At 54.1% G+C, this 14119-nt stretch carries 12 protein-coding genes; 2 read left to right on the top strand and 10 right to left on the bottom strand.

Translation table 11 applies throughout. The annotated features are described in order from the left end of the window. Positions 1-186 precede the first annotated feature (186 nt). The 6 genes from carB to MKY96_RS04990 form a co-directional block, all read right to left on the bottom strand. Complete coding sequence (gene carB, locus MKY96_RS05015) at positions 187-3408, bottom strand: carbamoyl-phosphate synthase large subunit (RefSeq protein ID WP_340938932.1); 3222 nt, start codon at positions 3406-3408, stop codon at positions 187-189. A gap of 1 nt (position 3409) precedes the next feature. Then, positions 3410-4591 carry a glutamine-hydrolyzing carbamoyl-phosphate synthase small subunit gene (gene carA / locus MKY96_RS05010; protein WP_340752336.1) on the bottom strand — a complete coding sequence of 394 codons (1182 nt, stop codon included), beginning with the start codon at positions 4589-4591 and terminating at the stop codon, positions 3410-3412. Between the two features lie 84 nt (positions 4592-4675). Beyond that, the gene (locus MKY96_RS05005) at positions 4676-5950 is read right to left on the bottom strand and encodes a dihydroorotase (protein ID WP_445671416.1); all 1275 of its coding nucleotides are present in this window, start codon (positions 5948-5950) and stop codon (positions 4676-4678) included. Positions 5951-6065: 115 nt separating this feature from the next. Beyond that, positions 6066-6974: an aspartate carbamoyltransferase catalytic subunit gene (locus MKY96_RS05000; protein WP_076076017.1), complete on the bottom strand. Its 909-nt coding sequence runs from the start codon at positions 6972-6974 to the stop codon at positions 6066-6068. 2 nt (positions 6975-6976) lie between these two features. Then, positions 6977-7558 (bottom strand): bifunctional pyr operon transcriptional regulator/uracil phosphoribosyltransferase PyrR, encoded by a 582-nt coding sequence (gene pyrR, locus MKY96_RS04995; protein ID WP_340944447.1) that lies wholly within the window; start codon positions 7556-7558, stop codon positions 6977-6979. Positions 7559-8179: 621 nt separating this feature from the next. After that, positions 8180-8416 carry a hypothetical protein gene (locus MKY96_RS04990; RefSeq protein ID WP_340938931.1) on the bottom strand — a complete coding sequence of 79 codons (237 nt, stop codon included), beginning with the start codon at positions 8414-8416 and terminating at the stop codon, positions 8180-8182. Between the two features lie 169 nt (positions 8417-8585). Here MKY96_RS04990 and MKY96_RS04985 point away from each other — a divergent pair, with 169 nt between their 5' ends. Then, the gene (locus MKY96_RS04985) at positions 8586-9146 is read left to right on the top strand and encodes a GNAT family N-acetyltransferase (RefSeq protein ID WP_340938930.1); all 561 of its coding nucleotides are present in this window, start codon (positions 8586-8588) and stop codon (positions 9144-9146) included. Between the two features lie 404 nt (positions 9147-9550). On the opposite strand, the gene MKY96_RS04980 is transcribed toward MKY96_RS04985, so the two are convergent. The 3 genes from MKY96_RS04980 to lspA all read right to left on the bottom strand — a co-directional run bounded on the left by MKY96_RS04980 (position 9551) and on the right by lspA (position 12376). After that, positions 9551-10804, bottom strand: coding sequence for an LL-diaminopimelate aminotransferase (locus MKY96_RS04980; protein ID WP_340938928.1), 1254 nt, complete (start codon positions 10802-10804; stop codon positions 9551-9553). Positions 10805-10905: 101 nt separating this feature from the next. Beyond that, positions 10906-11880 carry an RluA family pseudouridine synthase gene (locus tag MKY96_RS04975; protein WP_340938927.1) on the bottom strand — a complete coding sequence of 325 codons (975 nt, stop codon included), beginning with the start codon at positions 11878-11880 and terminating at the stop codon, positions 10906-10908. Next, on the bottom strand, positions 11873-12376 hold the full coding sequence (lspA, locus tag MKY96_RS04970; RefSeq protein WP_076075971.1) for a signal peptidase II: 504 nt from the start codon (positions 12374-12376) through the stop codon (positions 11873-11875). The genes MKY96_RS04975 and lspA overlap by 8 nt, the downstream gene beginning before the upstream one ends. 289 nt (positions 12377-12665) lie before the next feature. On the opposite strand from lspA, the gene MKY96_RS04965 reads away from it, so the two are divergent. Then, the gene (locus MKY96_RS04965) at positions 12666-13394 is read left to right on the top strand and encodes a TraR/DksA C4-type zinc finger protein (protein ID WP_340938926.1); all 729 of its coding nucleotides are present in this window, start codon (positions 12666-12668) and stop codon (positions 13392-13394) included. A gap of 361 nt (positions 13395-13755) precedes the next feature. On the opposite strand, the gene MKY96_RS04960 is transcribed toward MKY96_RS04965, so the two are convergent. After that, positions 13756-14067: a DUF5665 domain-containing protein gene (locus MKY96_RS04960; RefSeq protein WP_445671469.1), complete on the bottom strand. Its 312-nt coding sequence runs from the start codon at positions 14065-14067 to the stop codon at positions 13756-13758. Between the last annotated feature and the right edge of the window lie 52 nt (positions 14068-14119).

Here is a 14119-nt window from a genome sequence, read left to right as displayed (position 1 = left end):
TTTTCTACCTGTCCGATGTTCTCATGTTCATGCTGCTGTGCTGCTGTCCCGTCCATTCGCTTCCCCTCTTTCTTGGTTCAAGTGGTCTCCTAACCAACCATTTTCAGGTCCCGGGCATAGGGGAACGGTCTGCGTTAACGCAAACCGTCCCTGTAGCAGCCTGTTACAGCTGCCTCACCCTCTATCTTATTGTCCGACAAAAGCAGGCATCGACTGGGACGAGAAGTTAATCGTCTGCAGCATTCTCAGCAGCGCCGTTACCGTATCGAGCGAGGTCATACATACGACGCCGTTCTCTACCGCTTCACGGCGGATGCGGAATCCGTCACGCTCAGGTGTTTTGCCCTTAGTCAATGTATTGAAGACGAAGTTCGCTTGACCGCCGCGGATCAGATCCAGAATGGTCGGCTCGCCTTCATCCAGCTTATTAACATTCATCACGTTCAGCCCGGCCTGCTCCAGCGCCGCTGCTGTACCGCCGGTGGCGATGATTTTGTAGCCCATGGCATGGAAGCCCTTCATCAGCTCAACCGCTTCAGCCTTGTCTTTGTCGGCTACAGTTACAATGATTGCCCCGGTAGCCGGGATCTTCATCCCTGCGCCGATCAGGCCCTTGTAGAGCGCCTTGGCATACAGCTTATCGCGGCCCATGACCTCACCGGTGGATTTCATCTCCGGTCCGAGCGTAGGCTCGACTCTGCGCAGCTTGGCAAAAGAGAACACCGGCACTTTGACCGACACATAGTCGCTCTCCGGCCAGAGGCCTTCAGTGTACCCGTCTTCCTTCAGCTTGCCGCCGAGAATGATCTTGGTCGCCAGGTTCGCCATCGGAATACCGGTCACCTTGCTCAGGAACGGAACCGTACGCGAGGAGCGCGGGTTAACCTCGATCACATACACTTCGTCCTGATAGATAACAAACTGGATGTTCACCAGCCCGATGGTCTTGAGCTCCTTGGCAATCTTGATCGTAATCTCGGCAATCTTCTGCTTGAGGCCTTCATCCAGATATTGCGGCGGGTAGACAGCGATGGAGTCGCCGGAGTGAACCCCTGCGCGTTCCACATGCTCCATGATCCCCGGAATAACTACGGTCTCGCCGTCGCAGATGGCGTCAACCTCAACCTCTTTGCCCAGCATATAGCGGTCGATCAGCACCGGATGCTCCGGATTGACTTTTACCGCTTCAACCATGTAGCTCAGCAGTTCTGTGTCGTTGTAGACAATTTCCATGGCGCGTCCGCCCAGGACATACGATGGACGAACCAGCACCGGATAACCGAGTGATTGCGCGGTTTCGACGGCCTCATCAATGTTGATTACGGTCTTGCCCTTCGGTTGTGCGATATCCAGACGGGCCAGCAGCGCTTCGAACTTCTTGCGGTTCTCGGCTTCGTCGATGCTCTCCAGGCTGGTACCCAGAATGTTCACACCCGCAGCAGCAAGCGGTGCAGCCAGGTTAATCGCGGTCTGTCCGCCGAACTGCACGATAACTCCGATCGGATTCTCTTGGGCAATGACGTTCATGACATCCTCGAAGAACAGCGGTTCAAAGTACAGACGGTCAGAGGTATTGAAATCCGTAGATACGGTCTCTGGATTGTTATTGATAATGACGGCTTCATAGCCAGCCTTCTGGATAGCCCATACCGCATGCACAGTGGAGTAGTCGAACTCAATCCCCTGGCCGATACGGATCGGACCGGAGCCGAGTACAATCACCTTCTGCTTATCGGAATGAATGACCTCATTCTCTGTCTCATAGGTAGAGTAATAGTATGGCGTAGTTGCCTCAAATTCAGCGGCGCAAGTATCGACCATTTTGAACACCGGAACCAGTCCCTGCTGCAGGCGCAGCACGCGTACCTCCGACTCCTTGGTGAATGCTCCGCCCGGACGGCCTTCGGCACGAATCTCAGCAATCGCCCGGTCTGTGAAGCCCTTGCGCTTGGCCTGATACAGTGTGTCAGCAGAGAGTGTCTCTTCAGCACGGATCTCCTCTTCGAAGCTCACGAGCCCTTCGATCTTGGAGAGGAACCACCAGTCCACATTCGTAATATCCTGAATCTCCTGCAGCTCATAGCCGCGGCGGAAGGCTTCGGCGATCAGGAACAGGCGCTCATCATCCGGCTTGGCAAGTCTATAGCGCAGCACACTATCTTCAAGCAGCTCCGCTCCCGGCAGGCGGAAACGGTGGACACCGATCTCCAGCGACCGGATGGCCTTGTGAATCGACTCCTCAAAGGTACGGCCAATCGCCATGACCTCACCGGTCGCCTTCATCTGGGTACCCAGCTTGCGGTTCGCCGAGGTGAACTTGTCGAACGGCCAGCGCGGGATTTTGCTGACGATATAGTCCAGTGTAGGCTCGAAGCAAGCATACGTCTGGCCGGTTACCGGATTGACGATTTCATCCAGTGTATAGCCGAGGGCAATCTTGGCCGCCATCTTGGCAATCGGATAACCGGTCGCCTTCGAGGCCAGCGCCGAGGAGCGGCTGACACGCGGGTTCACTTCAATGACGTAATACTGGTAGCTCTGCGGGTCCAGTGCGAACTGAACGTTACAGCCGCCTTCAATATTCAGCGCGCGGATAATCTTCAGGGAAGCACTGCGCAGCATCTGATATTCACGGTCAGACAGCGTCTGGCTCGGGGCCACTACGATACTGTCGCCCGTATGTACGCCCACCGGATCAAAGTTCTCCATGTTGCAGACTACGATACAGTTGTCGTTCGCATCACGCATAACCTCATATTCGACTTCCTTCATGCCGGCGATGCTCTTCTCGACCAGACATTGGCCGATCGGGCTATAACGGATACCTGCCTTGACGGTCTCACGCAGCTCTTCTTCGTTGTCGCAGATCCCGCCTCCGGTTCCGCCCAGCGTGTAAGCAGGGCGAACGATCAGCGGATAGCCGATTCCTGCGGCGAAGCCCAGAGCTTCTTCCACACTGGTAATAATCGCACTTTCCGGCACTGGCTGATCCAGCTCGCGCATCAGCTCGCGGAACAGATCGCGGTCCTCCGCTTTCTCGATGGATTCGAGCTGTGTACCCAGCAGCTTCACTTTCTCTTGCTCCAGGACTCCGGCACGGGCCAGTTCTACAGCCATGTTCAGGCCGGTCTGCCCGCCGAGTGTCGGCAGCAGTCCGTCCGGACGCTCCTGGCGGATAATGCCAGTCACGAATTCCAGCGTGATCGGCTCGATGTATACTTTGTCCGCCATATTGGTATCGGTCATAATCGTCGCCGGGTTGCTGTTGATCAGCACGACCTCGACGCCCTCTTCTTTAAGAGCCTGGCAGGCCTGAGTGCCTGCATAGTCGAATTCGGCAGCTTGACCAATAACGATCGGGCCGGAGCCGATAACCAGAATTTTTTTGAGTTTGTTGTTCTTAGGCATGTTATAGAGCTCCTTTCACGGCTTCAAGCTGGGGTGCGGATGATTTCGGTGCCGTGATTCTGGCATTCGCTGCAAGCTGCGCCTGACGCGATCCGGCCGGCCGCTGTGCCTTGTGGTCTGCGATCAGCTGCAGGAAGCGGTCGAACAGATAACTGCTGTCATGCGGCCCCGGCGCCGCTTCCGGATGATACTGCACCGAGAAAGCGGGGTAGCGGGTATGCTTCAGTCCTTCAACGGTCTTGTCATTGTTATTGATATGGGTAACTTCCAGGTCAGTGCTGGCAATGGATTCCTCATTCACGGTGTACCCATGATTCTGGGAGGTGATGAAGCAGCGTCCGCTCTCCAGCTCCTTCACCGGATGGTTCCCGCCGCGATGGCCGAACTTGAGCTTCTCTGTATCAGCGCCGCAAGCCAGAGCGAACAGCTGGTGCCCCAGGCAGATACCGAAGATCGGGTATTCGCCGAGCAGCTCGGAGATCGTCTGTACCGCATAAGGCACATCCTTCGGGTCTCCAGGGCCATTCGAGAGCTGAATGCCGTCCGGGTTCAGGCGGCGGATCTCGTCTGCGGTGACATCATGAGGGACAACCACCACATCACAGCCGCGGTTGTTCAGCTCGCGCAGAATACCGGTCTTCGCGCCGTAATCAACCAGCACGATGCGTTCTTTGGTGCCCGGGCTGCTGTAGGCTGCTGTAGTTGAGGTACGTGCAACCTGATTGCGCAGCTCTTCAATGGTAGTGTCACCCATCATCTCCATCAATTCTTCCACACGCTTGTTCGAAGTGGTGAGAATTGCCTTCATGGTGCCATAGTGGCGGATAATGCGGGTAAGCATACGGGTATCAATCTCGCTGATGCCGGGAATGTCATATTCCTTCAGCAGATCGTCTACACTGTATTCAGCACGCCAGTTGCTGGGTACGGATTCGTGACGCCGCACGACAAAGCCGTGTACAAAAGGGCGAACGGACTCGAAGTCATCACGGGTAATGCCGTAATTCCCGATCAGCGGATACGTCATGGTGACGATCTGCCCACAGTACGAAGGGTCCGATAGTACCTCCTGATAGCCTGTAATTCCTGTGTTAAAAACAACCTCGCCCGTCTTCTCGCCTTCCGCGCCAAATGCGGTGCCTGTAAACAGTGTTCCGTCCTGAAGCAGCAATCTCGCCTGCATGCCTTCCACTCCTTCTTGTTTCTGTAGTCTGATTCTTATGTCACAGCCATGCAGCCGGGCTGCATGGGCTACTGCTTACTTCTGTTAAGCCTCACTCCATACGGCTCTGCCGTCTACCCAGGTCTTCACCGGCCAGCCCTTAAGCTTCCATCCGGTAAAAGGTGTATTACGACCCTTGCTTGCAAACGTAGCAGGATCTACTGCTCTCTCTTCATTCAAGTCAATCAGGGTCAGATCGGCAGGCGCCCCTACTGTAAGGCTGCCTGTATTCAGTCTGAACACCCGGGCCGGATCAGCGGTCATCCGCTGCACCAGCAGGGACAGATCCCATTTGCCTGTGGCCACAAAAGCGGTATACAGCAGCGGGAATGCTGTCTCAAAGCCGACGATGCCAAACGGTGCAAGCTGCATGCCCTTGGCTTTCTCCTCTTCACTGTGCGGGGCATGGTCGGTCACGATAATATCCAGCGTGCCGTCCAGCAGCCCTTCGATGCAGGCTTCCACGTCGCGGCGCGAGCGCAGCGGCGGGTTCATTTTCCAATTGGCGTCCATGCCCGGAATGTCTTCCTCCGAAAGCAGCAGATGATGCGGACACACCTCGGCGGTCACCTTAATGCCAATTTGCTTCGCCTGGCGGATCAGCCGGACCGACTGCTCGGTGCTGACATGGCACACATGATAGTGGACGCCCGTTGCTTCAGACAGCAGAATGTCACGGCCTACATGAATGGCTTCCGATTCGTTCGGAATTCCCTTCAGGCCATGCTTGTCGGCAAAAGTGCCTTCGGCTACAGGCGCTCCTTCCACCAGCGAGTTATCCTCACAGTGGGCAATGACCGGCATATCCAGTCCCTTGGCCAGCTTCATCGCATCCTTCATCATCTGCGCGCTCTGTACGCCTACGCCATCATCGGTGAAGCCGATCGCTCCTGCTTCCTTGAGTGCCGCAAAATCCGTCAGCTCGCGTCCCAGCTCATTCTTGGTAATGGCCGCATAAGGCAGCACCTTAACTAGTCCCGCTTCGCGTGCCTTATCCTTCACGAGCTGTACGATCTCTGCACTGTCTGTTACCGGGCGTGTATTCGGCATGCAGGCAATCGTTGTGAATCCGCCTTTGGCTGCCGAACGTGCGCCGGTCTCTATCGTTTCCTTATGCTCGAACCCCGGTTCGCGCAGATGTACGTGCATATCAATCAGTCCCGGAATCAGCAGCTTGCCTTCCGCTTCAACGGTCTCCCCGGCTTCCTCTACCGCCTCGGCGGCATCCTGAATCTTCGAGATAATACCGTCCTGCACAACAATATGCTTGCGCTCCAGCACGCCTTCTTCGTTCAGTACACTGGCATTTTTGATGATCACGGTTAGGATTCTCCTTTGTGCCTTCCGGCCGCAGCCGTAAGCTCTGTAGTTATTATATAATAAAAATTCATCTTTGTGTATATTTATTAATACTCTTATGTGAGGTTTTTTTCTGCTATTGCAGCGCCCGCTCCATGACAGCCATCCGTACCGGGACTCCGTTCGCCATCTGCGGGAAAATCCGGGACTGGCTGCTCTCCACCACCGCATCGTCAATCTCCACATTGCGGTTCACCGGCGCCGGGTGCATGATAATCGTTGCCGGATCAAGCCTGGACGCCCGTTCCTCAGTCAGCCCGAAGTGCTCCCGGTACTGCTCAGCCGATAAAATAATACCCGAAGCATGCCGCTCCAGCTGCACTCTCAGCATCATGACCACATCCGCCTTCAGCGCTTCTTCCATGGACACGTATGGAGCGTAGGCCGCAAGCTCAGGAGCCTGCATATTCGCCGGGGCGCAGAACTGCACGCTTGCCCCCATTTTGGTGAGTGCCCAGAGGTTGGACCGTGCTACCCGGCTGTGCATAATATCCCCGATTATTGAGACCTTCAGGCCCTTCAATCCGCCAAAATGCTTGCGCATCGTGTACAGGTCCAGCAGCGCCTGCGTCGGATGCTCGTTGTTGCCGTCCCCGGCATTGATCAGCGGAACGCCAACCTTCTCGGCAAGCTGCTGCAGCACACCGGCAGGCTTCAGCCGGACTACTCCAGCATCGATCCCCATTGACTCCAGTGTGCGCACGGTGTCGTAGATCGACTCGCCCTTCTCCACACTGGAGGCCGCAGCCGTGAAGTTCAGCACTTGCACACCCAGGCGTTTCTCGGCCATCTCGAAGGAAAAGCGGGTTCTTGTACTATTCTCGAAGAACATATTGGCAACAAAATGTGCTCTCAGCACCGGCGTGAGCTTCTCGCTCTGATGATCCCAGTAGGCTGTTCTGTCTAGCAGCTGGGTAATCTCCGACCCCGCCAGCTCCTTCATCCCCAGCAGACTGCGTTCCTTCACTTTGGTTGCCGTCATCATTGTTATCGTTCCTCCCGGTTTGAAATAATGTACACTTCGTCCTTGCCGTCATATTCGCTCAGGGACACTTCAATCTGCTCATGCCTGGAGGTAGGTACGTTCTTGCCGATATAGTCGGGGCGGATCGGCAGCTCCCGGTGACCGCGGTCAGCCAGTACAGCCAGCTGGATCATCCGGGGCCGTCCGCAATCCATCAGCGCATCCATTGCCGCGCGGATCGTTCTTCCGGTGTACAATACATCGTCGAACAGGATCACTTTCTTGTCCCGGGTGCCGCTGGTGCCCGGAGGCAGGATCAGATTGCTGTTGACAACTGCCTTGTCCATCGCTTCCCGGTTGTCCTCGCCGCCTTCACGGTCATCGCGGTAATGGGTGATGTCCAGCTCCCCGTAAGGGATGTCCACGCCCTCAATTTCCTTAATGCGCTCCGCGATCCGCTGAGCCAGATAGATCCCCCGGGTGCGGATGCCGACCAGCAGGCAATTCTCGATACCCTTGTTTTTCTCCAAAATCTCATGTGCAATGCGTGACAGTGCCCGGCGAATCGCCGTTTCGTCCATAATGACATTTTTTTCAGTAACCATCCTCTTTGCCATCCCCCTGCTTGATCGCCTGTTCAAGTTCCCCGGATAACAAAAAACTCCTTGCCCAAAGCAGGCAAGGAGTGAAATCCGCAGATTCAAAAAGATGGCGTGTCCGCGCGCATAAAAAGACCCTCCGTACTCATACGGATTCCTTCTTTACATGACGCGAACCTCGATTCACGTTACCTTGCCAGCCTCACGGGACTGAATTAAAGGCGCTATTCAACTATAGGGAATTATGACAGATGGATGGGGGGATGTCAAATTTTCTGGGCGGGAAGTTGAAGGAAGGGCGGTTTAGGTGCGGGGCGGCTGGGTTTAGGTGAAGGGCGCGGCTGCGGTGATTTTGGACTTTCGGTCGCTGTTGTCTCCAGATTGATTTGAATAAACCGCTTAGCGGATTAAATCCGGAGACAAAGGCGAACGCTGCCGCTCCTACAGTTCCAAAATCCCCTCCGCCGCTTCCACCTAAACGGTGAAAGAGATTTGTCTTCCCCCTTGGGGAGGGGGCAGAAGTGAAGAAGCACTATGGCGCTGCGCTGATAGTGCGGACTACACAACTGCGGAATTCAGGAATTGCACTAATGGCACAAGACACCGTATCAGCGGCAATATGCCAGCTCATTTAAAAAAAGTGACCGCCACAATCAAACTCATTAACAACACAGGGATACCGTAGACAATCATGTATCCTATATATTTCACGGGTCCGGGAAGGCTGGTTAGATCAACTCGCCGAAAAGGCCCCCCGCCTTCGATCAGCTGCTGAGGCAACAATTGTTCATCAATATAACCGATACTGCTTTCAGCAATATCAGCTTTCTTATGGGTTTCAGTATGTGCGGGTGTAGTGTTCATCTTCTCTCTCCTAATGGAATTATAATGTCGTACAAGATCCAACAGCACAAGAGTCTGATTATTAGTTCTCATATTATACATTTTTTTACATGGGCGATCCACCCTAATTTCGTTCCAGCCCCTGCTCTGTTATGATAAAACTGGAATGGAACTGGAGGCGAATGAAATCATGAACATGGAGTTTATTACTATAGAAGAATGGGATGAAGCGTGGTGGGGGCGGATGGAGCAGATCTACCATGAGGCTTTTCCCAGCGGAGCTAAGACGGAAGCGATTCTGCGCAGTATGCTGAACCGGGGGATTGGTTACTTACATGCGGGGGTGCATCAGGGGGTAGTTGTCGCGATGGCTGTTACGGGTGTTGTGGGACAAGCTGCGGACAAGATCCTGATTATCGATTACCTCGCAGTAGATAAGGCATTGCGCGGAGAGGGAACGGGGACCTGGATGCTGGAGCAGATCAAAGCTTGGGCTGTGCAGGAATACGGCATCCGCGGAATCATCATTGAGGCAGAATCCGGGGCTACGGAGTCGCACAAGGAACGTATTCATTTCTGGGAGCGGAACGGGTTCGTCCTGACCTCCTATGTGCATCAATATCGAATGGTACCGGAGCCATATCAGGCGATGATGCTGCCGCTGGGTAGATCGGTGAATGTGCCGGATGATGGCGAAGGATTGTTCCGTTATATCAATGCTTTTCACAAGGTAGCTTACAGGAAAGGATAACGGCACTGCTTCCCTACATGTTGCACATTATGCAGGAATTCTTCCGCTTAACTAAGCTGCTGGGCCAATTGTTGCAGTTTTTGCAGGATTCATGCCAAAGATTTATCATTACCGAATGGATTATTGCAAAATGTGCAGGATTTGCGTGTCCGGGCTTGGTTTGAGCGGTTCGAGGTTGCAATTTGTGCAACAAATTGGGGCGGGTGGCCGGTTCAGGCCGGGCGATCACTATAGTAAATAGACGGCGACCAAGTGGAAACGGCATTGCCGTCCTTTTAAAGGACGGTACCGTTTCAGCGAGAAATAGAAGGATAGGTTATCGTGTGCAACATATAAATCCTCACTTATATTTAAATAAAAACCGCCGCAGATTGCTCTGCAGCGGCTCCCATTTAAACCAAAACTTAAAATTCAAATTCAACGTCGCTAAGACGTCTTTGGATTTCGGAGATGACGCGCTTCTCCTCTTCCTCGCCCTTGGCCACGAAGGTCACGGAGAAACGCACGAACGCGCCGGCATCATCCCAAGGCACGGTGGAGATGAGCTTCTCGCGGATCAGGAACTGCGAGAAATCCTCGCCGGATTCGAAGCGGCGTCCGCCCTTGACGCCCTTAGGTGCGGCTACATAAAGGAAGAAGGAGCCCTTCGGCTTCTCGGCCTTGAAGCCCAGACTGTTCAGCGCATCCACCAGCATGTTGTGGCGGCGGGAGTATTTGGCGGCAATTGCTTCGGTAATCTCAGGATGAGAGAGGCCGTAAGCGGCAGCTTTTTGAATGGCGATGAACTGGCCGGAATCATTGTTGTCCTTCACATCACTGAACGCCTTCACGATCAGCGGATTGCCGGCCACGAAGCCGATTCTCCAGCCGGTCATGTTGTAGGACTTGGACAGGGAGTGCAGCTCAACGCCGACATCCTTGGCACCAGGCACGGACAGGAAGCTGAGCGGCTTCACGCCGTCATACGTTAGTGCAGCATAAGGTGCGTCATGGATGACGACTACATCATATTTTTTGGCCCAGGCCACTACTTCGCTGAAGAATTCAGGGGTGGCGCTTGCGCCGGTAGGGTTGTTCGGATAGTTGAGGTAGAGTAGCTTCGCCTTACGGGCAACCTCTTCAGGAATGGAGCTCAGATCAGGCAGGAAGTTGTTCTCCTTCTTCAGCTCCACAGAGTAGACTTGTCCTCCCAGATACTTGGTGTGGGTACCCAGCACCGGATAACCCGGAATGGTCATGATCGTGATATCGCCCGGATTAATGAATACGGATGGCAGCATAGCCAGCGCAGGCTTGGAACCGATGGAATGCACGATTTCCGTTACAGGGTCAATTCCGTCCACCTGAAAAACTTCCTTAAGATACACAGCCGCAGCCGCTTTGAATTCAGGAATACCGTTATCGGAGTAGCCGCGGTTCTCTTCCTTGGCCGCTTCCAGCGCAAGTCTTGCCACAATGCCTTCATCTGCCATTTCGTCCGGCTCGCCGACGCCCATGTCGATCAGTTCAATGTTCGGAAAATCCTGCTTCGCCGAAGCTTTGGCGCGTTTGATTTTCTCGAATTTGTAGATGGAGGTGTCCTTGCCGTATCCTTCGCCGCCGATGCGGTCTGCGAAATTCGTCTGAATGAATGTAGCCTGATATTGTTCAATGCTCATAATCTTCTATTCATCTCCTGGGCCTAAATTGTGAAGCTATGCTCTTAATATGACGCAAATCGGGCCTGTGTACCATGGATTTATAATCTATTGATTTGTACTTATCTGCTGCGCAGTGTAAATAGAAGCTCTTCCATATCCGCCGGGATCGGCGCGCTGAACTCCTTGTACTCGCCTGTAGAAGGATGTACGAATCCAAGTACCGCTGCATGAAGGGCTTGTCCGTTCATGGTAGTTCCCTTGCTGCGCCCGTAGACCGGATCACCCACCAGCGGATGGCCGATGAATTTCATGTGAACACGGATCTGGTGCGTCCGCCCCGTCTCAAGCTGAAGCTCCAGCAGTGTGCAGTCACCGAAGCGCTCCAGCACGGTAAAATGCGTCACGGAGCGCTTGCTGTTCTTCTCGGTTACGGTATACAGCTTGCGGTCATGCGGATCACGGCCGATCGGAGCATCTACGGTTCCCTTGTCATGAGACAGATTGCCGTGCACTACTGCGATATAGCGGCGGGTCACGCTGTGCTCCTTAAGCTGGGCGGACAGCGAAGCATGACTGGCGTCATTCTTGGCTGCCATAATCAGACCGGAGGTATCCTTGTCGATCCGGTGGACAATGCCTGGACGAATCTCGCCGTTAATGCCGGACAGATCCTTGCAATGATACATCAGCGCATTGACCAGGGTGCCGGAGGGATGTCCCACTGCCGGATGCACGACCATGCCGCGCGGCTTATTCACCACAATCACATCGCTGTCCTCGTAGGCCACTTCCAGCGGAATATCCTGTGCGATCAGATCCGTAGCCTCGGGTTCCGGCACCGTAACAGTTACCTTATCGCCTTCATTCAGCTTGTAGTTCGCTTTGACCGGCAAGCCGTTCACCACTACATGTCCGCTGCCGATCCATAGCTGAACCTGGGAGCGCGAGATCTCGTCTTCCAAGGCCTCTGTAACGTATTTATCAATCCGCTCCCGCGCATTGCCCTCGGCAACGATCCATTCGGTGACGTCTCTGTCTTCCTCGAGGGCGCCTGAATCCGCCAGCTCTTTGACGTCTTTGTTCAAATCATTCATTCCCTTCTTTGACTTCCTGTGATTCCTTCACCTCGGTGACTTCCTGTTCGCCCTTCACTTCCAGCAGCGTATCCAGAATAATCAGACCCACCCCGACCACGATACAGGAATCGGCCACGTTGAAGATCGGGAACGTATAGCTTCCGAAATTGAACATGAGGAAATCCACAACCTCACCGTTAAGAATCCGGTCCAGGAAGTTGCCGATCGCTCCTCCAAGGACAAGCGCCAGCGCGGTAGGCAGCAGCTTGCGGGTCTTGCGGGCCTTGTTCAGGTACCAGACGATTCCGCATACAACGATTACTGTAATCACAATGAAGAACCATTGCTGCCCCTCCAGAATTCCGAAGGCGGCTCCACGATTGCGGTGCGACGTAATAATGAAGAAATCCTTGATTACCGGAATTTGCTCTGCGAGCTCCAGCCGGGTGGCAATCAGATATTTGGTACCCTGGTCAATCAGAAATACAATTAGCGCAATCAGAAAGTACACCACAGAAGTTGTCACTCCGTTCTTATTTTTCCCGCGGCTACGCGGTACGAATACTGTATAAAGACTTGTATATTGTAGCACAGGCCTCAAGAACCCGTCTATTGCATGACCAGGCAAACCGGTTAAGGAAGGGCACTATTTGCCAGCGCTAAAAAAGGGCCCCGGAGGCCAAGCTATCCAGAGAAAGAAACGGCCTCGCCGGTATCCTGCCGGGGTATTCTTCCCTTCCTTCATCCCTGGCACCGGCGCTAGGCCCATTTCAGCGATTAGCTACCGAAAGGAGCTCACAGCAATGAGCCATCTGACACCACAGCAGCTCTCCGGGCTGCGTACTGCTCTTCTGCAGCAGCAGGAGGATATCAAGCACAGGCTAAGCAATAGCGGACAATACGGACTGCAGGAGGCTATGCGTGACAACACGGGTGAGCTGTCGGAAATCGATAACCATCCCGGCGATGCTGCCACAGAGCTGTATAACCGTTCCATGGATATCTCCCTGCTGGAGCGGGATGAGCATGAGCTGGATGATATTGAATCAGCCCTGCGGGCGATGGACGAAGGAACCTACGGCATCTGCATCGCCAGCGGCGAACCTATTCCCTATGAGCGACTGGCCGCCCTTCCCTCCACCCGCTACACGAAAGAGCATGCTCCCCGTCAGAGTGCTCCGTTCACCCGGCCGGCCGAGGAGGAGCTGCTGTCTCCGCCGTTTGGCCGCACCAGTCTGGATGAGCGGGACGACCAGAACGGGTTCGATGGCGAGGATGCCTGGCAGATCGTGGAGAGCTGGGGCAACTCGGATTCGCCGGCTATGGCAGAAGGGAACAACATCGGCTCCTACAATGATATGGAGATCGAAGCAGACGAAACCGAGGGCTTCGTGGAGCCCTGGGAGAATTTCGTGGCCACCGACATTTCAGGCAATCATCTGATGATTATCAAGGGCAACAGCTACCGTCATTACATGGACGACGAGGAAGGCGACTACCTGCTGGACCCGACTCGAAAAGAACGGAAGTAGCACAGCTGGCACAGCAAGTGAGCACAAACCATGGCCCAGCTAATGCTTGGCAATGGTTAGGAACGATCCGATGAGAGAGCTGGAGAGGCTTAATTGCACTTTGTACAACTAAAACATCTGATTCATAGGCTATATCTCGTTTAGTTGCATTCCGTACATTTAAAAAGCCTTCTTCTCTAAGTTCGGTCCTCTTTAGGCAAATTTAGTTGTACAGAATACAGTTATCCATCTAAAGCAGGCTATTTCGCTGCATTTAGGTGTACATTCTACAACTATCCCTGTGCTTGTCTTAGAACCCTGTTCCATTTCTGTCTAACTAGTACTGCCCCACAATGTGGGGTTATTTCAGGTTCAGCGCCGCTCAGAATGTCTTCAGCTCCAGCTGATGCTGGACAATCCGCACAATGTCCGCGATATAATCGCCAATGATCGGCAGATTCAGTGCACCAAGCACCTGAAGCACATAAATAATTGTCGCCGCAAAAAAAGTGAATCCGAGCGCAATCCCCAGCCCCCTGGCCACGCCGGAGAGAATGTTCAGCCAGATTAGCCGGAACGGGGAATACAGCAGCTCGGTATATTCCGAGATTCGTGACTTCTCCATCTGCTGAGCCAGACTCGTGGTCATCCGGTACAGGGCGTTCAGCTTCTCTTCCGGGGGAAGATCGGCCAGATCGACGGCTGCTGTGACAGTCACTGCAGGCTTAGGACGGGAAGAAGCGGCT

This window comes from Paenibacillus sp. FSL R7-0302 (assembly GCF_038006885.1).
Taxonomy (GTDB): domain Bacteria; phylum Bacillota; class Bacilli; order Paenibacillales; family Paenibacillaceae; genus Paenibacillus_AQ.
The sequence above is the reverse complement of the archived record's forward strand: the minus strand, read 5'-3'. Positions and strand labels throughout refer to the sequence as shown.